The sequence below is a fragment of the Streptomyces cyaneus genome (assembly GCF_004028635.1).
Lineage (GTDB): Bacteria > Actinomycetota > Actinomycetes > Streptomycetales > Streptomycetaceae > Streptomyces > Streptomyces cyaneus.
Genome location: NZ_RQJW01000015.1, coordinates 89,515 through 108,644, shown reverse-complemented (window position 1 = coordinate 108,644; position 19,130 = coordinate 89,515). Strand labels below are relative to the sequence as shown.

The following is a 19,130-nucleotide window of genomic DNA, read 5'->3' as shown; positions in this document are numbered from 1 at the left end:
GTCAGCACCGGTCAGCACCGGTCAGCACCGGTCATCCGTCAGTCCATCACCAGGACCAGCTTCCCCGTGGTCCGGCCGGTGTCGCCGAGCGCGTGTGCTTCGGCGGCATCGGCCAGCGGGAAGGTACCGGCGATCTCGGCGTGCAACTGCCCCTGGTCGACCAGGTCGGCGATCGCCCGCAGATCGGCCCGGTCGGCGTCCACGAGCATCCGCACGGCCCGTACCCCGAGCCGCTCGGCCTCCTCGTAAAACTCGTCCGACCCGACCGGCAGGATCGAGACGACGAGCCCGCCCGGGCGCAGCACCTTCAGCGAACGCACGGACGTCTCACCGCCCAGCGTGTCCAGTACGACGTCCACGTCCTTCACGGCCTCGGTGAAGTCCGTCTCCCGGTAGTCGATCACCTCGTCCGCGCCGAGGCTCCGCAGGAACTCGTGCTTGCCCGCGCTCGCCGTGCCGATCACATGGGCGCCGCGCGCCTTGGCGATCTGCACGGCCACGTGCCCGACCCCGCCGGCGGCCGCGTGGATCAGCACCCGCTGCCCCGGCTGCACGTCGGCGTACTCGACCAGGGCCTGCCAGGCGGTGAGGGAGACCAGCGGCAGCGCGCCCGCCTGCGTGTGGTCGATCGAGGCCGGCTTGTGCGCGAAGGTGCGCGCCGGCGCGGTGACGTACTCGGCGTGCGAGCCGTGGCCGAACGGGTACGACAGCATCCCGAAGACCTCGTCGCCGGGCTTGAACCGGGCGACGCCGATACCGACCGCCTCGACCACGCCGGAGACGTCCCAGCCGAGGACGAAGGGCGGCTCGCCCAGGAAACCGCCGGTCGCGCGGTGCTTCCAGTCGGTCGGGTTGACGCCGGCGGCGCGGACGCGGACCAGCACCTCGTTCGGGCGCGGCGTCGGACGCTCGATTTCTACTTCCTTCAGGACCTCGGGACCGCCGAGGACGTCCTGGCTGATGGCTCGCATCGTGTTCACAGTGCTCATGGGGAAAAGGCTGCCGGGGACCGCCGCACAGGAAAATGGCACGATTGCCAACCTTCGATAGGATCGTGCCATGAGCGGTGAGAGGCATGTGGAACGGGTCGTGGTGCTGGCCCTGGAGGGCGTCTACCCATTCGAGCTGGGCATCCCCAGCCGGATCTTCGGCGCCGCCGACGGCCGGTACGAGGTGCTGACCTGCAGTGTCGACGGCAGGCCGGTGCGCACCAACGCGGACTTCACGATCGGCGTCCAGCACGGACCGGAGATCCTCGCCACGGCCGACACCGTGGTCGTCGCCTCCATGGCGGCCCCGTACATCCCCGTGGAGCTGCCCGCCGAGGTCGCCGACGCGCTTGCGCTCATCCGCCCGGACGCCCGCATCGTGTCGATCTGCACCGCCGCCTTCGTCCTCGCCGCGGCGGGCCTCCTGGACGGCCGCAGGGCCACCACGCACTGGCAGGTGACCGAACCGTTCCGGCGTCGCTTCCCGCACGTCGACCTGGACCCGGACGTCCTCTTCGTGCACGACGGCCGCATCCTCACCTCGGCCGGCGCCGCCTCCGGCGTCGACGTCTGCCTGCACATCGTCCGTACCGACCATGGCCATGAGCTCGCCAACGCCGTGGCCCGGCGCTGCGTCGTGCCCCCCTTCCGGGACGGTGGCCAGGCCCAGTACATCGAGCAGCCGGTCCCGGAGAGCGGCGCCGCGAGTACCGCCGCCACCCGCGCCTGGGCCCTGGAGCACCTCGACGAACCCCTGACCCTGACCGACCTTGCCGTCCACGCCCGGATGAGCCTGCGCACCTTCGCCCGCCGCTTCAACGACGAGGTCGGCCTCAGCCCCGGCCGCTGGCTGATCCAGCAGCGCGTCGCCCGCGCCCGGCATCTGCTGGAGTCCAGCGATCTGCCGGTGGACCACATCGCAGGCCAGGTCGGCTTCGCCACGGGAGCCTCCCTGCGCCAGCACCTTCATGCCGCGATCGGGGTCTCGCCGCAGGCATATCGCCGTACGTTCCAGGCGGCTGACGCGCCGTAGAAGCGAACGTTCCCGGCCTCCGCCGCGTCGAAGGATCAAGGAAAGCGGCCAGGACGGGGGCAGGAATGCGCAGAGGGCTCGTGGTGGTGGCGGTGCTGGCGGCGACGGCGGTCGCGGGGTGCGGTACCGAGGAGGACCTGGTCGTGGCGGGCACAGCGCCTGCCGCGCCGTACGACGGACCGCTGTACGTGCCCGTCCGCAGCCTCGACGAGGACGGCCCGCGGGCGACACGCATCGAGTCGGGCGCCGCCGGCCGGGCGCTGGAGTGCGACGGGGAGATCTACTCCGGTGGCCGCAGCGAACCTTGGAGCGAGGGCGACGGCGGATCCACGCCCGAGGACGGCCTCGGCGCCTACTTCGAGATCGAGCAGCCCGACGTGCCGCGGTCCGGCTACCGCGTGGAGCGGGAGGAGAACGGCCGGGTCCTGTTCTCCTACGACGTCGACGGGCGGACGAAGGTAGCGGTCGTCGTGGCCGAGGACCGTAAGGACCGCCCCGGTTGGGGCCCGGAGACCAGCGCCTCCTGCGACCCCGCAGAACTCCCCGAGAGCTTCACGGCCACCATGGAGTACGAGATCTGGACCGACGAGGCCGGCCACCGGGTGCCGATCACCGAGATCAGCAGCTCCGCCGGATCGGCCCACTGCGACTGGCAGCAGGCGCACTTCCTCGGACTCGGCGTGTACCGGGACCGCAAGCTGTACGCCCGTGATCCCGACGGGGTACTCGACCCCGGCATGCTGAACGCCGCCTACGACGGCGACGTACCCATGCCCGACGACGCGCACGACACCGGATACCGGCACGGCGAGCGGCGGCTGTGGTTGACCGACGACAAGTCCACGGCGTACGTCCGCACCCCGGACGGTGTCGAGGCCTGGCCCCAGGTGAAGGACGGCATGGGCTGCAAGTGAACCCCGCGTGAACCGCGGCGTCGATTTCTCCAACTGTGCAGGTCAGTAAAGGTATTTGTCGATGTTTGTGCTCTTGGCTGACAGTGATGGAACCCTCACTTCCGCCAAGCTGTCAGGTTGATCCTTTTGCGTTCAAACCCGATAAGCTCCCGTTCGGCGCTGCGAGTTGACTCGGTCGCGATCGGTCGTCTCGCGGTGCGCATGGAACAGTGCGCTTCCCCCTTGCACACCCCCCCTGTTCGATCGTGTTGCTTGTAAGGATGCAGATGGAACTCGCCACTCCGCCGCCGGCGGCGCGGGCCCCTGTCGCCTGGTACAGCTGGTGGCTGATGCCGCTGGCTTTAGGAGGCGGGACGGTTGCCGCCACGTTCATGAGCTCCGAGCGAATAACCGCCGGTGTCGCGGGTGTCGCGGCGACGGCCGCGAGCGCCGTCTGCGTACGGCTGCTGATCCGCACCCGCACCCAGCTGAGCCGCTCGGAGGGTTCCTTCCGCGCGACGCAGGCCGAGCACTCGCAGCAGTGGCAGCAGCATGTGGCGGGCCTGGAGCGGAAGTTCACCGCGGACCGCGCCTCCCTGGAGGGGCAGCTCACGGAGCAGTCCGGCGCGTACGAGGCGCAGCTCGCGGAGCAGCGCTCGGCCTACGAGGCCCAACTGGCCGAGCAGGCACGCGCCTTCGAGGAGCGCCTCACCGCCCAGGTGTCGTCGTACGAGTCCCAGCTCACCGACCGGGCCGAGGTCTGGCAGGAGCAGCTCGCGCACCAGCAGGACGCGGTCGCCCGGCTGGCGAACGAGCAGCTGCCCGAGGCCCTGAAGCAGCTGCGCGCCGGCGAGGCCATCGACGACCTGCTGCCCGCGGCCAACCAGTGCGCCAAGGTCAGCGCCGACCTGCAGGCCGAACTGCGCAAGGTGCTGCGCACCGCCCTGATCGGCGTGGAGGAGGAGTTCAACCGCTCGACCTCCGCCGAACAGGCCGTCATCAGCATCGGCAACCGTATCCACGTGCTGACCAGCAAGCTCCGTGGCCGCCTGCACGAGATGCAGGGCGAGCACGGGCGGCTGCCCGCCGTGGCCCGCGGTCTGATGGAGCTGGACCAGGAGCTCGGCCCCGCCGACTCGCTCGCCGCGAGCATCGGCGTGCTCGGCGGCTCGGACCGGCCGGGACGGCAGTGGCAGGAGCCGCAGCGCCTGCTCAGCGTGGTGCGCGGCGGTATCGGCCGGATCAAGGACTTCCACCGCGTCGAGGTCCGCCACCTGCCCGAACTCGGCGTGGACGGCGGCCTGGTGGACCACCTCACGCTGATCTTCGCGCACTTGCTGGACAACGCGGCCCGCTACTCGCCGCCCAGCGAGCCCGTGCTGGTCTCCGGCAAGGAGGTGCCCAACGGCGTCGGCATCGAGATCCAGGACTCCGGCAAGGGCCTGAGCGACGAGAAGAAGCGCGAGGCCGAGGACGCCCTGACCGGCACCGCGGCCGGACCGGGCATCGGCGGCATCTCCGAGGACGCCAGCCTCGGCCTGCGCGTCGTCGGTGCACTCGCCCGGCGCTACGGCATCCGCGTCACCTTCGCGGACTCGCCCTGGCTCGGCACTTCGGTGGTGGTGGTGGTTCCGCACAAGTACTTCAGCCCGCTGCCCGCCGCCGCCCCGGCCACCGCCGCGACCCCGGCGGCCCAGCCGGCCGAGGCCGCCCCGGTGCGCACGGCGGCCGCCGCCGAATGGACGGCCGAACCCGGCGAGGCCGTGGACACCACGCCCGGCGGACTGCCCCGGCGCCGCAGCAAACGCAACGAGGCGGCCGCACCTCAGCCGGCCGAGCGCCGGGAACGGACCGAGGAGACCGTCGTCTCCGCGGTCCCGCCGGACGCCTCGTTCGCCGGCCTGGCCGCCTTCGCCACGGCCGGCCGGGAGGTCGGCGAGGAGTCCACCGAGGAGGAAACCGCACCTGCCGGGCGCGGATCCACCGAGCACCGCACTGAAGAGAGCGACTAGTCCAGATGACGCAACAGGGAACCGACGTGAGCTGGGCGCTCCGCGATCTGGTGGAGTCAATCCCGGAGATCCGCTTCGCCCTCGTGGCCTCCAGCGACGGCAAGGCCATCACCTCCTTTGGTGCCGAAGACCCCGACGACGTGGACCGGTTCGCGGCCGTGGTGGCCGGACTGCAGGCCCTGGCCCAGCCGGTCGCCGAGCAGTTCCCCAAGTACGCGGGGCAGCTCAGGCTGGCGATGATCGAGGTGGACGGCGGCCACCTCTTCGTCGTGCGGGCCGGGGTGGAGACCTATCTCGGCGTCCTCGCCCGGGAAGGCCTCGACCAAGGGCTGCTCGGCCATCAGATGAGGGACCTGGCGCGCAGGATGGGCGAACTGCTCGGCACCACTCCGCGCCTGGAGGAGCACTCTGGATGAGTGCTCCCCGCCGGCCCACGAACCCGTCCGGTCTCGAGCGCTACTACGTCCTCACCCGGGGACGTAGCGGACCGGGCGGTTCGGCGTCGAGCCTCGACGTGGCAACCCTCATCGTCTCCCGCACCGCCCCCGTACCGGGCACGCAGCACGAGCACGAGGAGATCCTCCGGCGCTGCCGCGATCCGCTGTCGGTCGCCGAACTCGGCGCCCATCTCGGATTGCCTTTCAACATTCTCGCGGTGCTGCTGACGGATCTGCTGGAGGCAGGCCATGTCGAAGCCCGTGACCCCATCCCGGCCCACCACGCCGGTCGCGGGCCCGACCTCGCGCTCCTTGAGGAGGTACTCAGTGGACTTGAAAGGCTTTGACCATCCGGGGCGGCCCGGTGGGTCCGGCCCCCGCTCGGTGAAGGTGATGATCGCCGGCGGCTTCGGCACCGGAAAGACCACCATGGTCCGCTCGGTCAGCGACATCAAGCCGCTGACCACCGAGGAGACGCTCACCCAGGCCAGCGCCGACGTCGACCACCTCATCGGGGTCGCCGACAAGACGGAGACCACCGTCAGCCTGGACTTCGGCAAGATCGGCCTCAACGACAGCCTGATGCTGTACCTGTTCGGCACCCCCGGCCAGGAGCGGTTCTGGTTCCTGTGGAACGGTCTGTTCAAGGGCGCGCTCGGCGCGGTCGTCCTGGTGGACACCCGTCGGCTCGCCTCCAGCTTCCGCGCCATAGAGGAGATGGAAAGGCTGGACGTGCCGTTCGTCATCGCGCTGAACGTCTTCCCCGACTCCCGGGAGCACCCGATCGAAGAGATCCGGGACGCCCTGGACATCTCCCCGCACACCCCGATCGTGGCCTGCGACGCCCGCGACCGGGCCTCCAGCCGTGACGTCCTCGTCACCCTGATACGTCACTTGAAGGAACGCTCTGCCGTCGCACTGGAGTCCCGATGAACGCCCAGCCCTTAAACGATCCCGACGCGCCGCGCGGTTGCCCCGTCGCCCACGGTTCCGCCGAGCTCACCCGGCTGTTCGGGCCGGAGGCGTCGACCGACCCGTACGGCATCTACGAGCGGCTGCGCAAGGAGCACGGGTCCGTGGCGCCGGTGCTGCTCGAGGGCGACGTCCCCGCCTGGCTGGTCCTCGGCTACCGCGACAACCGGCGGGTGCTCGACAACCCCCGCCAGTTCAGCCGTGACGCGCGGATCTGGCGGGACTGGCGGGAGGGGCGTGTTTCCGAGACGTCACCGTTGATCCCGATGGTCGGCTGGCGGCCCGACTGCGTCTCCCAGGACGGCGAACCGCACCGCCGGTTGCGCGGCGCGGTCACCGACGGGCTGCTCGCGGCGTCCAGCCGCGGCGTGCGGCGACACGCCACGTACTTCGCGAACAAGCAGATCGACGCGTTCGCCGACGCCGGGCGCGCCGACCTGGTGGCCGACTACACCGAGCACCTGCCGATGCTCGTGCTCACCCGGATCCTGGGCCTTCCCACGGCGGACGGGCTGCGCCTGGTCGAGTCGTGCGCCCAGGTCTTCAAGGGCGGCGAGGGCGCCCTCGAGCACAACGAACGGATCATGCAGATCCTCGCGGAACTCGCCGAGCGCAAGCGAGCCGAGCCGGGCTCCGACTTCGCCACGGCCCTGCTGGAGCACCCGGCCGGCCTCGACCACGACGAGGTCGTCAGCCATCTGCGCCTGGTGCTGATCGCCGCGCACACCACCACCAGCAACCTGCTGGCCCGGGTCCTGCAACTGGTCCTCACCGACGCCGCCCGGCTGTCCGGTCTGGTCAGCGGGCAGCTGAACGTCTCCTCGGTGGTGGAGGAGGTCATGTGGGACACCCCGCCGCTGGCCGTGCTGCCGGGCCGGTTCGCGGCCGCCGACCTGGAACTCGGAGGCCATCACATCCAGGAGGGAGAACTGCTCGTCCTGGGCCTGGCCGCGGGCAACCTCGACCCGGAGGTACGGCCCGACTCGGCCGTCGCCGTGCAGGGCAACCAGTCGCACCTGGCGTTCAGCTCCGGCCCGCACGAGTGCCCGGGGCAGAACATCGGCCAGTCCATCATCGAGATCGGCGTGGACGTCCTGCTGCACCGGCTGCCGGGCCTGCGCCTGGCCGTGCCGTCGGAGGAGCTCTCCTCGACGGCCTCCACCTGGGAGTCCCGGCTCGACAGCCTGCCGGTCGAGTTCTCCGTCTGACACCACCGCTGCCCGGCCGGACCTCCGGCCGGGCAGCGCCGTCTCCTACTGCGTTCTGGAACGGGATCGAGGCGTCAGCCGTCGAGCCAGTCGCCTGCGACGTCCGTGGGTCGGTATCCCGTGGCGTTCCAGAGGAAATGCGGGTGGGCGCCGCCGAACATGTAGGCGAGCAGTGCGGTGTCCTCCCTCCCGGTTTGAGGGTCATGCAAGGAGTGAAACCTTTCGGCTCCGACTACGCCGGAGTCTTCTTGGACCTGACGAGCGCGGGCCGGGGACGCCGCGGCGCGGGATGCCTCCACAGCGGCGATGTAGGTGCGGCGCAAGATCTCCCATGCGCTGTCGATGTTGCCGTACCAGGGGCCGTGCAGTGCTTCGAAGGCATGGAGCTCGGCGTCGAACAGGGGCCATGTCTCGGGGTATTGGGCTCGGCAGCGGGCGGACAGCTCGGCGGCCCGGTCGCTCAGTGCCGGCACGGTGGGCCGCGGGGCGATGGTGAGGGTGGTGCCGTCGGTGAGGATGCCGGTGCACGGGTTGGGCTGCAGGTCGCAGAGCGGGCACGCCTCGGTCGGGGGGAGGCCCTGGGTGATGCCGTCGAACCACAGGGCGTGGCGGCCCGTGAGCCCCATCCAGACGATGGTGGTGGTCATCAGCCAGGTGTTCCACATCGCGTCATGCGCCTCGGGCATGCAGCCGTACTTGACGAGGGCTATGGCGCAGGCGGCGTAGAGGGCCTTGGTGTGGGTGGGCATGTCGGCGAGCCAGAAGTTGCTGATCTCGCCGGTGAGGGCGTCGGCTCGTACATCGGCCATGTCGTCGATGACGCGGCACAGCAGCAGCGAGGCGAGGTTTTCTTCCTGCCAGAGTTCGCTGTCGGGTGCGACGTGCCAGAACAGGCAGTCCAGCATCTGCAGGATCGAGTAGGTGCTCTGGCTGAGCGGGTTGCTCTGGGGGAGCGTGACGTTGCCCGCGTCGTGCTGTTGGAGCCAGTACTCGTCGACGGATCGCTTATGGGCTGCGAAGAGTCCGGAGACCAGGGCCCGTGCGCTGTTGGTGCTGAAATTCTCGGCCAGGCGGGCTTCGACATGTTGGGTGAGGCGTGTCGTATCTATGGTGTCGATCACGCGTTTGTATTCGTGGAAGACGAGGATGTCGTCTTCGAAGCGGTGGCGGTGGCCAAGGTCTCGTTCGAGGTCGTTCATCTGCCGGGTCCAGGACCATCCACCGGTCAGGACGCTGTCGAGTTCCCGGCGGTTCGGCCAGGTCTTGACGGTGAGGGGACGACCGGCGCTCTGCCGCCAACGGTAGTCATCCAGCGTGCGTGCGGGGGGCGTGGGTATTCGACGGCACAGAGGGCAGGTGCAGACGGTCGTCTGCTCCTTCTCGCGCGGCGGGGTGAGTGCCCGGCTCCTCCACGCCCCTTCCAGCATCGTGCAGGTCAGTCGGCAGACCTCGATGTCGGTGCTGACTTGGGGGAAGGCTGCTTCGATCACGCGCAGGCCGGCGTCGAGGTGCCTCAACCTGGCGTAGCCCTCCTCGTCGGGCGGGAGGAACGCGGGCCGCGCCAGATGGATGGCTCCCTCCACAGGCAGCGTGGTGCTGAAATGGGGGGAGCCGAGTGCGTTCAGCCGCTGCTGAGCGGCGTTCTGGGACCTTCGGTACTGCTCCGTGGTCCCATTGATGCGTTTCACCAAGAGGCGGGCCAGGGTGTCCCCCGCCTCCGTGGGCTGGAGCTGGGCGCTTGGCTGCGCCGGGAGCAAGCTGTCGGCGGACGCCTTCGGGACAGCATTTACGACTCGAGATTGCACACCGGTCTCCCATTGAGCTGTGGTCCTGGCAACGGAATCGATCGACCGTGGTCGTCGGCCGGTCGTGTCCGAGAAACTTCTGTACTTTTCGCGCCGGCCTCGCCGAACAGCCGGACTCACGCGGCCGGCTCGGGCTCCTGCCGCGAACGACCGCGAGGGGCGCGACTGCTGCGTTGACAGCCGAGGAAGCGGAGCGGATCGAAGCACTCCTGTTGCAGGACGAGCGCCGGCATCGGCGCCTCAGCCGTGTTGATCAGGGAGCATCCGCGGCCTGCTGCCCGCGGGGCGCGGCGGGGCGACGATGAGCTCACGCGCCACCTCGGCTGCGCGATCCGGCTGGTTTGCGTCGAACTGGTCGGCGCGGAGGAAGGCCAGGGAGAACCCGTCTGCTGACGGGGGTGTCGAAGGGGAGGTCGAACGTGACGTCCTGAGGCATGCGCTTCCTTCCGGGAGACGGCGATACAGAGCCCCCCCGGCCCTGCGAACGGGGGGCCGAAATGGCCACCCGTGCACTCGAACTCAGCTTCTATGGCCGAAAGTTGAACCGAGAAGCGGTACGAGACTGCCCAGAACCTAAACGATCAACACGAGACCTGTCCGTGATCTGTGTTACTGCTCATGCCTCCTGAGCTGCGTATACTCGCGCGCCCCCCACGTATGTCCGCGCGACCCGCGCCTCCGCGATCGCCTCCGTCGGCCCGTCGAACGGATCGCGGTCCAGCACCACGAGATCCGCGAGCGCTCCCACCCGCACCTGTCCGGTGTCGTCGAGGTGGTTCACATGGGCCGAGCCCGCCGTGTACGCCGTCAACGCCTCGGCGAGTCCGATGCGTTCGGCGGGCAGGAACACCGGCGTGTCGCCGCTGTCGGGAGCGACACGGTTGACGGCGACATGGATTCCCTGGAGCGGATCGGGGCTGCTCACCGGCCAGTCGCTGCCCGCGGCGAGCCGGGCGCCGGAGCGCAACAGCGCCCCGAACGGGTACTGCCACGCGGCCCGTTCGGGCCCGAGGAAGGGGATGGTCAGCTCGTCCATCTGCGGTTCGTGGGCCGCCCAGAGCGGCTGGATGTTCGCGATGGCGCCGAGCCCGGCGAAACGCGGCACGTCGGCGGGGTGGACGACCTGAAGATGTGCCAGGTGGGGCCGCGTGTCGCTCGGTCCGTTGGCGGCCCGCGCCGCCTCGATCGCGTCCAGCGCGTCGCGTACGGCACGGTCGCCGAGGGCATGGAAGTGGCACTGGAAGCCGAGGGCGTCCAACTCGGTGACATACTTGGGAAGTTGATCGGCGTCGAGAAAGCTGGTGCCCCGGTTGGCGGTGGCGCAGCCGCACTTGTCCAGGTAAGGGTCGAGCAGTGCGGCGGTCCCGGTCTCGGCGACCCCGTCCAGCATCAGCTTGACGCTGCTCGCGCGGAACCGGCCGTGGCTCGACGCGGCGCGCCGCTCCACGAGTTCCGGGATCTGCTCGGCACCGCGCTCGCGGTCCCACCACAGCGCCCCGACGACACGCGCGGTGAGCAGGCCGTCCCGGGCCGCCGCGAGATACGCCTCGGACGGGTCGTCCATGCCCAGGAAGTCCCCGACCAGCGCGTCCTGCCAGGCGGTGATGCCGAGCGCGTGCAGATGACGCTGGGCGTGCAGCAGGGCCGCCAGCCGGTCGGCCGGTGTCGTCGCCGGGGTGAGCCGCCCGACGAGCTGCATCGCCCCCTCCTGGAGGGTCCCGCTCGGCTCGCCCTTCGCGTCCCGGTCGATCCGTCCGTCGGCGGGATCCGGCGTGTCGCGGGTGATTCCGGCGAGCGCCAGGGCCCGGCTGTTCACCCAGGCGCCGTGATGATCCCGGTTGGGGAGATAGACCGGGCGGTCGGGCACCACGGCGTCCAGCAGCTCCTTCGTCGGCGTACCGCCCGCGAACGCCTCCATGGACCAGCCGCCGCCGGTGATCCACTCCCGCTCAGGGTGCGCGTCGGCGTACGCCCGTACGGCGGCGACGGTCGCCTCGCCCGTCCTGGTGCCCGTCAGATCGCACTGGGTGAGCTCCAGGCCCGCCGGCAGCGGATGGACGTGCGCGTCCTGGAACCCGGGCAGCACAAGCCGCCCGGCAAGGTCCACCACCTCCGTCCGCGGTCCGGCGAGGTACTTCACCTCGTCCCCTCCTACGGCCGTGATGCGGTCGCCGGTGACGGCCACGGTGGTCGCGGTGCGGCCCTCGGGGGTGAGGACGGGGCCGCCGGTGAAGAGAAGGTCTGCGTGCATGGTCCGTTTCCTGGTAGGCCCGGCGAGGCGGGGGCGATGAGAGGGACAGGCGTGACTACGGGGAGGGGACGAGGAGGCTGGGCGCGTCCGCGTCGGTGCCCTTGCCGGTGCGGAAGTACGGCGACCTGCGCACCCACCTGGCCCACGCTGCGGCCACGAAGCCCGACGCGATCATCGCCACCGGAGTGAACAGCAGGAACCACCCGTTGTCCGCGCTGACTTCGAAGTGATCGGCGGAGGTGTAGAACGACCAGCCGAGGTATCCGCCGAGGCCGAGCAGGGTCGCCGCGCTCAGCGCGGGCAGGACGACCGCCCGTATGCCCTCCCGCCAGTCCTCGCGCAGCAGCGAGCGGAAGCGCACGGCGGCCGCGACGGCCGTGAGGGCGTACGACAGGGCGACCACGATGCCCACGGCACTCACCGTCGCCATGATCATGTCGGCGAGCCGCGGGATGACCAGCGCGAGCGCCGCGACCACCGCCGCGAGCGCGCCGATGAGCAGCGTTCCGGCGGCCGGAGTGCCGTACCGGGGGCTGACCTTGGACCACACCGGCCCGAGCGTACGGTCCCGGCTCATCGCGAACATCGCCCGGGCCGTGGGGATCACGCCGGCCTGCAGCGAGGCGACCGCCGAGAACATCAGGGCGACCAGGGGGAGCGCTGCCCATGGCTGGGAGGCCAGCCGCTCGCCGAAGAAGGCCAGACCCTCGGCGCCATGGCCGACCAACTCCTGCTCGGACAGGGCTCGTTGGAAGGCGAGCGAGCCCAGCAGGAACAGCGCCAGCATGGTGAACAGGGTGGTGATCCCGGCCCGCGACGCGTCGCGCGGGTCGCGCACCTCCTCGTTGACGCTGAACGCCGACTCGAAGCCCCAGTAGCAGAACACCGACAGCAGCATTCCCTGCGCGAGTGCCGTCGCCGACGGGATGGCGAACGGGTCGAACCAGCTCAGGCTGAAGTCGTGCGGGCCGGTGACGATGCCGTAGCCGCAAAAGCCCAGCAGGACGACGTACTCGAAGACCAGCAGCCCGGCCTGCAGTCGCGCGGCGGTGCGGATGCCGGTCACGGCGGTCAGCGTGACGGCCACCAGGACCAGGATGCCGACCGCCGTCGTCTGCGCGGTCGAACCCGGGTCCAGCGCGAGGCCGCCCACCCGGTGCAGCCCGGCGTCCCCCGCGAGCTGGAGCAGGGCCGAGCCGGTGACCGCGGTGGTGTACGCGAGGAACGCCACCACGGCCACGATGTTCACCCAGCCGACCATGAAGCCGAGCCACGGAGTGAGGGAACGGCCCACCCACACATAGCCGTTGCCCGCGTTCGGCTCGACGCGGTTGAGCCGGGAGTAGGCGCCCGCGATGCCGAGGATCGGCAGAAACGCCAGCAGCATGATCGCCGGAAGGTGGAGACCGACCACCCCGGCGGTGACGCCCAGGCCGATGCCGATGCTGGTGGTCGCGGCCGTGCTGGACGCGGCGATGGCGACGCCGTCGAGGACACCGAGGGACTTGCGCAGCGCGGGCTGCGCGGCTGGGGCGACGCTGTGGGGCTGGTCGGGCATGGCCGGTCTCCGCTCGCACCGGGGGCCTGGTCGGCCCCGATGAGCGGACATGAAACTGTCCGGGGGGTTAACAGGTCAACGGTGTTGTCATAAGGTCTCGCCCATCGACCCCGGCTTCCCGGCCCACGGAGGCGCCCATGAGCGACCGCGTCGTCCCGCCCACCGCCCGGCAGCGCCGCCGCCCCACCAAGCAGGGCGTTGTCCTGTCCGAGGAACTGATCGTCGAGACGGCCCTGAGGCTCATCGAGGAGCACGGCGCCGACGCCCTCTCCGTACGCCGGCTCGGCCGTGCCCTCGGCGCCGACCCCAGCTCGCTGTACCGGTACTTCCGGCACACCGACGACCTGATGCTCGCCATCGCCGACGAGCTCATCGGCCGGACGCTGCGCACCTGGCGACCCACCGGCGACTGGCGCGCCGACCTGCGCGACCTCGGCCTGCGCATGCACGCCGGGGCCCTCGCGCATCCACGGGCGGCGGTGCTGAGCTCGTTCCGGGTGACCGGGCGGGTGTACGAGATCCAGGCCGTCGAGACCCTCCTCGGCGTCCTGCGAGGCGCCGGTTTCCCCGACGCGGAGGCGGTGCGGATCTACCACGCCTTCGTCGACCAGGCCCTGTCGTTCGGGGCCCTCGACGCGGCCGGCGCGGCGCTGCCGAGGGCCGCCCGGGAGGCGGAGACGGGCGTGTGGCGGGCGACGTACGCCAGGCTGCCCGCCGACACCCACCCGAACATCGCCGCGACCGCCCACCACCTCGTGGCGGACATGCGGCGCAGTTCCTATCCGGCGGCCCTGGACCTGCTGTTGAGCGCGGCTGAGCTGCGACTGACGGAAATCCGGGGCCGGCCGGAAGCCTGACAGTCACACTGGAAACGTACGTCGACAGTTGCCCCATCACGTCCCGTCATGCCCCGTCAGGAGGCCGTCCACCGATGACCCGCCCGCCCGCACGCCCCGCCAAGCAGCGCAAGCAGGACACCCTGAACCGACTGGAGCACGACGAGGACGTGTGGGTCGCCACGGCCGAGGTCGACGGGGGCGTGCCGTATCTCGTCCCGCTCTCCTACCTCTGGGACGGCTCGACCCTGCTGCTGGCCACACCGGCCGGCAGTCCGACGGGCCGGAACCTGCGGACGACCGGCAGGGCGCGCCTCGGGGTCGGGCCGACCCGTGACGTCGTCATGATCGAGGGCACGGTCGACACGATCGCCCCTGCTCAACTGCCCGAGGAAGTGGCCGACCGGTTCGCGGCCAGGACCGGCTTCGATCCGCGTCGGCTCAGCACGCCGTACCTGTATTTTCGAGTGCGGCCGCAGCGGGTGCAGGCCTGGCGCGAGGCCAACGAGCTGGACGGGCGGGAGCTCATGCGGGACGGAGAGTGGCTGGTCGCGGACTGAAACGACCCGGTCGGGACACCCGGGAGCCACAGGGCGGCGGGACACGGACGTCCCGCGCCCCGGACCTTTCGGAGGACTCATGCCACTGGTGAATGCGGGCTTCGTGGTGCTCGACTGTGCCGAGCCGGAGAAACTCGCCGTGTTCTACACGGAACTGCTGGACGGTGAGCAGACGGAGGCGACCGCCAACCGCGTGGAGATCAGGGGCGCCGACGGCACCCGGCTCGCGTTCCGCCGCGACATGAACGCGACCCCGCCGAGCTGGCCGCGCCCCGAGAACTCCCTCCAGGCCCACCTGGACTTCGTGGTGGAGGACCTGGACGAGGCGGAGCGCAGGATCATCGGACTCGGCGGCCGTGCCCTGGAGACCAAGGACGCGGCGGGCCCGTACGAGGAACGCGGCTACGCCGACCCGGCCGGCCACTCCTTCACCCTGCGCCGCATCGCCTCTACGGCGCCGAAGCAGGGCTGAGCGTCCTCGGTTCCAGCCGGCCTTCCGGAAGTTCGGTTCCGGCCGGCTCCCGGAAGTATCGGGTCCGGCCGGTGTCCCGTAAGTGCGCTCAGTCCCGCCCGCCCTTCTCGCTGACCGGCCACACACCCGTCGAGCGTTCGATCGCCTTCGCGCCCGTGCGGTCCGCCAAGCTGCGCGCCATCGCGAAGAGGGCGCCCTGGACCGCGGCCGCCAGCAGGATCTCGCCCCAGCCGCGCTCCCGGTCCAGCGCGTCGGGGGCGTCCTCCTCATGCCGTATCGCCATCCATGTCTTGCGGAAGGCGAGCCCCGCCAGCGCACCGCTCGCCCAGCCCAGCGCGAATCCCAAGGGCTTGTAGGCGAGGGGGAGCTTCATCTTCTTCTGCTTGTTCTTCTTGGCCATCTGCGCCTGCGCCTCCTTCATGGTCAGGGCCGCCCCCGTGCCGGAACCCGCTCGGCCTCGGGAACCGGCCCGGGCGGTGTCCCGTCGCCGAACGGACTGCCACCCAGCTGCTGACGGTGGTGCGGCGTCAGCCACCCCGCCAGATCCGGTCCGAGGGGCACGATGCCGGTCGGGTTGATGCCGCTGTGCACCTGGTAGTAGTGCCGCTTGATGTGGTCGAAGTCGACGGTGTCACCGAATCCGGGCGTCTGGTAGAGGTCGCGGGCGTACGCCCACAGAACCTGATTCTCCGTCAACTTCCAGCGGTTGCACTTGAAGTGACCGTGATAGACGGTGTCGAAGCGGACCAGCGTGGTGAACAGCCGGATGTCCGCCTCGGTGATCGTGTCGCCGACCAGATAGCGCTGCCCGGCCAGTCGTTCGGCCAGCAGCTCAAGCCGCCGGAAGAGACGCGCGCACGCCCCCTCGTACTCGTCCTGGCCGGTGGCGAAGCCCGCACGGTACACACCGTTGTTGACGTCCTCGTAGACATCCGCCATCACGGAGTCGATCTCGTCCCGCCGAGCCTGGGGGTACAGATCGGGCGCTCCCTCGCGGTGCAGGTCCCTCCACTCGGTGGCGAGGTCGAGCGTGATCCGCTGATAGTCGTTGGTGACGAGCTCGCCGCTGGGTACGTCCACGATCGCGGGCACGCTGACACCGCCCGGGTAGTCGGTCTCCCGCTTGTCGAAGGCCTCGCTGAGGAAGCGGATGCCGAGCACCGGGTCGCGGTCGTCGGGGTCCAGCGTGAAGCGCCAGCTGCGGTCGTCCTGGATCGGGTCGGCGATCGCCAGCGACAGGGCGTCCTCCAGGCCGAGCAGCCGCCGGGAGATCACCGCCCGGCTCGCCCACGGACAGGCACGGCTGACCACCAGACGGTAGCGGCCCGCCTCCACCGGCCAGCCGTCCCGGCCGTCGGCCGTGATCCGGTCCGTGAAGTGGGCCTTCGACCGCTGGAACGACTTCCTCCCATAGGCGGTGTTGCCCCCGCCGCTCATGACCGGGCTCCTCTCTGCCGTATGTTTGTGTCTCTGCCGCACGTCCGCGTCTCTGCCGCACGTCCGCGTCTCTGCCGCACGTCCGCGTCTCTGCCGTACGTCTGCGTCATGGGCCGGGTTCCCCGATCTCACCGGATCCCTCTCTTTCCGCCGACGGACTGCGGGTGTGGCCCGTACCGGCCGGGGCAGTCGGCGTGAGTGAGCAACGCGCCCAAGGCACCCAAGTCGGACCGAAGGACCCGTGTCACCGTCCTGGTGGCCCTCGCAGCCAACCTCGTCATCGCGGTCGCCAAGACCGTCGGCGGACTCGTCGCCCACTCACCCGCCCTGCTGTCGGAGGCGGCGCACTCCGTAGCGGACAGCATGAACGAGGTCTTCCTGCTGGCCGCGCTGCGCCGCAGCCGCCGCCCCGCCGACCGCCGCCACCCCTTCGGCTACGGCAAGGAGCGCTTCTTCTGGTCGCTGCTCGCGGCCGTCGGCATCTTCGTGATGGGCGGCTGTTTCTCCTTCTTTCAGGGCATCGAGGCACTGCACGGCGGCGCCGAGGAGAAGTTCGGCGGCTATGCGGCGGGCATGATCGTGCTCGGTGTCGCCTTCGTGGCCGAGGGCCTGTCGCTGGTGCGGGCGCTGCACCAGGTGCGCCGGCAGGGCGGCGTCGTGGACGGCCTGCGCGACCCGGCTCTGCGCACAGTCGTCGCCGAGGACGCCACGGCGGTGCTCGGCGTGACCCTCGCCCTCACCGGCATGGCGATGCACATGATCACCGGGCAGGTCGGGTGGGAGGCGTCCGCCTCGCTCGCGATCGGCGCGCTGCTCGTCTACGTCGCCTACCGGCTGGGGCGCGACGCCCGCGACCAGCTGATCGGGCAGGCCGCCGACCCCGAGGCCGACGCCAGGATCCGCGCGCTGCTGGAGGCCCAGCCCGAGATCGACAGCGTGGAAGCGCTCTTCACGATGCAGACGGGCCTGGAAACGGCCCTGGTGGCGGCGCGGGTCGACCTGGTGCCCGGCCTCGACAGCGAGCAGGTCGAGGAGGTCGCCGTCCGCATCAAGCGATCCATCGGCCGCACCGTCGCCGAGGCGGACCAGATCTTCCTCGACGTGACCGAACGCTCCGCACGCGAGGCACAAGGAAGCCCCGCCGCGACGGGGGAGCGCGGCGGGGCCTGACGCACGTGTGCCCGGCGAACACGGGTTCATGCGTCCTGGCCGAGAAAAAATTTCCGAAGCCCCGATCAGCCCTTTCCGAAGCCCCGGCCGGACCCGGCCGGATCCCGGTCAGTCCTCGTCGAACGGCTCCAGCACGAAGACCGGGATCACCCGGTCCGTCTTCTCCTGGTAGTCGGCGTACGGCGGATACGCGGCGACGGCACGCTCCCACCACTCGGCCTTCTCCGCGCCGGTGATCTCGCGGGCCTTCATGTCCCGCTTCACCGGCCCGTCCTGGAGCTCCACATGGGGATCGGCCTTGACGTTGTGGTACCAGACCGGGTGCTCGGGCGCCCCGCCCTGCGAGGCCACCGCGGCATAACGCCCCTCGTGCTCGACGCGCATCAGCGGCGTCTTGCGGATCTTCCCGCTCCTGGCACCCCGGGTCGTGAGCAGGATCACCGGCATCCCCGTGTCCATGAGGGTCGTGCCCTGGGTGCCGCCGGAGCTCTCGTACAACTCCACCTGCTCGCGCACCCACTTGGTCGGGCTCGGCTCGTACTCACCGTCAAGAGGCATGGCCTCGGTCCCATCGTCGTGTCCGGGTACTGACTTACGTCGCTCTTCAACAACGGCACACGCGTGATTCATCCTGCCGCGACTACACCGGCATCCGCACGGCGAGCACCAGGATCACGCCGCTCGACACCAACGCGGTCACGAGCCGCCCCCGCTGCCCCGTCAGCACCCGCCCCAGCAGCGCCCCGCCCCCGGCGAGCAGCACCTGCCAGCTCGCCGACGCGGCGAACGCGGCCAGCACGAACACGCCCTGTTCCAGGGGCGGTACGGCATCCGTCGCGCGGGTGCCGAGGACGAGAGCCGCGAAGTAGATGACCGTGGTCGGGTTGAGCACGGTGATGCCGAGCAGCGCCAGGTAGGCGCGCGCCGGGCTCGGGGGAGAGGGCGTGGAGCGGGCGGTGGTGGCGAGCCGGTGGTCGCGGTGGTGGCGTACGGCGATGACGGCGCCGCGTACCGCGAGGATCGCGAGGACCAGGGCGGAGGCCCAGCGCAGCGGCCCCAGCACCGGACGCAGCGCGGCGGCCAGTGCGGAGCCGCCGAGGGTGGCCACGAGGGCGTAGAGCCCGTCGGCGGTCGCGACGCCGAGCGCGGCGCAGACCCCGGTCCGCAGGGACGTACGGGCGGTGAGGGAGACGAGATAGGTCGCGACCGCGCCGACCGGGACGGCGATGCCGTACCCCGCGATCAGCCCCGCGACGAGCGCCGCGGTCACGACGTGGGAAGCGTGGGCCTCCATGGACGGCCGGGCTGCTGCTGGAACCGCACCGGACGAACGGCGACGGTCAGCGGCAGAAAGGCGGTGGTCGTAGACATGGCCGGATTCTGCGGGGGACGGATGCCCGCCCACAAGCGAATTTCACCGAGGGACCGGCTCGAAGTCTCCACGACCGACGCTCTGTACGACGATCTCCGGCCAGATTGCCCGCACGCCTGATCTGG

At 70.6% G+C, this 19,130-nt stretch carries 19 protein-coding genes; 11 read left to right on the top strand and 8 right to left on the bottom strand.

Translation table 11 applies throughout. The features are described 5' to 3' along the window. Positions 1 to 38: 38 nt before the first annotated feature. Complete coding sequence (locus EHO50_RS37395) at positions 39 to 989, bottom strand: NADP-dependent oxidoreductase (RefSeq protein ID WP_181449762.1); 951 nt, start codon at positions 987 to 989, stop codon at positions 39 to 41. Positions 990 to 1,059: 70 nt separating this feature from the next. Between EHO50_RS37395 and EHO50_RS37390 the strand changes: the two genes are divergently transcribed. The 7 genes from EHO50_RS37390 to EHO50_RS37360 all read left to right on the top strand — a co-directional run bounded on the left by EHO50_RS37390 (position 1,060) and on the right by EHO50_RS37360 (position 7,544). Beyond that, positions 1,060 to 2,022, top strand: a complete 963-nt coding sequence (locus EHO50_RS37390) for a GlxA family transcriptional regulator (RefSeq protein WP_128435837.1) — start codon at positions 1,060 to 1,062, stop codon at positions 2,020 to 2,022. A 65-nt stretch (positions 2,023 to 2,087) separates the two neighbouring features. Next, entirely contained in the window at positions 2,088 to 2,936 is an 849-nt protein-coding gene (locus EHO50_RS37385; protein WP_128435834.1) for a hypothetical protein, read from the top strand. Positions 2,937 to 3,202: 266 nt separating this feature from the next. Beyond that, on the top strand, positions 3,203 to 4,927 hold the full coding sequence (locus EHO50_RS37380) for an ATP-binding protein (protein WP_128435832.1): 1,725 nt from the start codon (positions 3,203 to 3,205) through the stop codon (positions 4,925 to 4,927). A gap of 5 nt (positions 4,928 to 4,932) precedes the next feature. Continuing rightward, positions 4,933 to 5,343: a roadblock/LC7 domain-containing protein gene (locus EHO50_RS37375; protein WP_030043913.1), complete on the top strand. Its 411-nt coding sequence runs from the start codon at positions 4,933 to 4,935 to the stop codon at positions 5,341 to 5,343. Then, complete coding sequence (locus tag EHO50_RS37370; RefSeq protein WP_128435830.1) at positions 5,340 to 5,711, top strand: DUF742 domain-containing protein; 372 nt, start codon at positions 5,340 to 5,342, stop codon at positions 5,709 to 5,711. Before EHO50_RS37375 ends, EHO50_RS37370 begins: the two co-directional genes overlap by 4 nt. Continuing rightward, positions 5,692 to 6,297 carry a GTP-binding protein gene (locus EHO50_RS37365; protein WP_128435827.1) on the top strand — a complete coding sequence of 202 codons (606 nt, stop codon included), beginning with the start codon at positions 5,692 to 5,694 and terminating at the stop codon, positions 6,295 to 6,297. Before EHO50_RS37370 ends, EHO50_RS37365 begins: the two co-directional genes overlap by 20 nt. Beyond that, positions 6,294 to 7,544: a cytochrome P450 gene (locus EHO50_RS37360; RefSeq protein WP_128435824.1), complete on the top strand. Its 1,251-nt coding sequence runs from the start codon at positions 6,294 to 6,296 to the stop codon at positions 7,542 to 7,544. The genes EHO50_RS37365 and EHO50_RS37360 overlap by 4 nt, the downstream gene beginning before the upstream one ends. 74 nt (positions 7,545 to 7,618) lie before the next feature. Here the strand turns inward: EHO50_RS37360 and EHO50_RS37355 are convergent, their stop codons facing one another. The 3 genes from EHO50_RS37355 to EHO50_RS37340 form a co-directional block, all read right to left on the bottom strand. Then, positions 7,619 to 9,232, bottom strand: coding sequence for a hypothetical protein (locus EHO50_RS37355; protein WP_246101769.1), 1,614 nt, complete (start codon positions 9,230 to 9,232; stop codon positions 7,619 to 7,621). A gap of 733 nt (positions 9,233 to 9,965) precedes the next feature. Next, positions 9,966 to 11,600 (bottom strand): amidohydrolase, encoded by a 1,635-nt coding sequence (locus tag EHO50_RS37345; RefSeq protein WP_128435821.1) that lies wholly within the window; start codon positions 11,598 to 11,600, stop codon positions 9,966 to 9,968. A 55-nt stretch (positions 11,601 to 11,655) separates the two neighbouring features. After that, positions 11,656 to 13,158, bottom strand: coding sequence for an APC family permease (locus EHO50_RS37340; RefSeq protein WP_128435819.1), 1,503 nt, complete (start codon positions 13,156 to 13,158; stop codon positions 11,656 to 11,658). Positions 13,159 to 13,295: 137 nt separating this feature from the next. Between EHO50_RS37340 and EHO50_RS37335 the strand changes: the two genes are divergently transcribed. The 3 genes from EHO50_RS37335 (at position 13,296) to EHO50_RS37325 (ending at position 15,026) form a co-directional block, all read left to right on the top strand. Beyond that, positions 13,296 to 14,015 carry a TetR/AcrR family transcriptional regulator gene (locus EHO50_RS37335; protein ID WP_128435816.1) on the top strand — a complete coding sequence of 240 codons (720 nt, stop codon included), beginning with the start codon at positions 13,296 to 13,298 and terminating at the stop codon, positions 14,013 to 14,015. Positions 14,016 to 14,089: 74 nt separating this feature from the next. After that, the gene (locus tag EHO50_RS37330) at positions 14,090 to 14,554 is read left to right on the top strand and encodes a pyridoxamine 5'-phosphate oxidase family protein (RefSeq protein ID WP_128435814.1); all 465 of its coding nucleotides are present in this window, start codon (positions 14,090 to 14,092) and stop codon (positions 14,552 to 14,554) included. A 79-nt stretch (positions 14,555 to 14,633) separates the two neighbouring features. Further along, positions 14,634 to 15,026: a VOC family protein gene (locus tag EHO50_RS37325; RefSeq protein WP_128435812.1), complete on the top strand. Its 393-nt coding sequence runs from the start codon at positions 14,634 to 14,636 to the stop codon at positions 15,024 to 15,026. A gap of 88 nt (positions 15,027 to 15,114) precedes the next feature. Here the strand turns inward: EHO50_RS37325 and EHO50_RS37320 are convergent, their stop codons facing one another. Both EHO50_RS37320 and EHO50_RS37315 read right to left on the bottom strand, forming a co-directional pair. Then, positions 15,115 to 15,426, bottom strand: coding sequence for a DUF4235 domain-containing protein (locus EHO50_RS37320; RefSeq protein WP_128436142.1), 312 nt, complete (start codon positions 15,424 to 15,426; stop codon positions 15,115 to 15,117). Positions 15,427 to 15,449: 23 nt separating this feature from the next. Then, positions 15,450 to 16,463: a glutathione S-transferase family protein gene (locus EHO50_RS37315; RefSeq protein WP_128435809.1), complete on the bottom strand. Its 1,014-nt coding sequence runs from the start codon at positions 16,461 to 16,463 to the stop codon at positions 15,450 to 15,452. 198 nt (positions 16,464 to 16,661) lie between these two features. Here EHO50_RS37315 and EHO50_RS37310 point away from each other — a divergent pair, with 198 nt between their 5' ends. Next, the gene (locus EHO50_RS37310; RefSeq protein WP_128435806.1) at positions 16,662 to 17,633 is read left to right on the top strand and encodes a cation diffusion facilitator family transporter; all 972 of its coding nucleotides are present in this window, start codon (positions 16,662 to 16,664) and stop codon (positions 17,631 to 17,633) included. Positions 17,634 to 17,741: 108 nt separating this feature from the next. On the opposite strand, the gene EHO50_RS37305 is transcribed toward EHO50_RS37310, so the two are convergent. Together EHO50_RS37305 and EHO50_RS37300 are read right to left on the bottom strand one after the other, a co-directional pair. Continuing rightward, positions 17,742 to 18,191: a nitroreductase family deazaflavin-dependent oxidoreductase gene (locus tag EHO50_RS37305; protein ID WP_128435803.1), complete on the bottom strand. Its 450-nt coding sequence runs from the start codon at positions 18,189 to 18,191 to the stop codon at positions 17,742 to 17,744. Positions 18,192 to 18,273: 82 nt separating this feature from the next. Beyond that, positions 18,274 to 18,903 carry a LysE/ArgO family amino acid transporter gene (locus tag EHO50_RS37300; protein ID WP_246101768.1) on the bottom strand — a complete coding sequence of 210 codons (630 nt, stop codon included), beginning with the start codon at positions 18,901 to 18,903 and terminating at the stop codon, positions 18,274 to 18,276. Between the last annotated feature and the right edge of the window lie 227 nt (positions 18,904 to 19,130).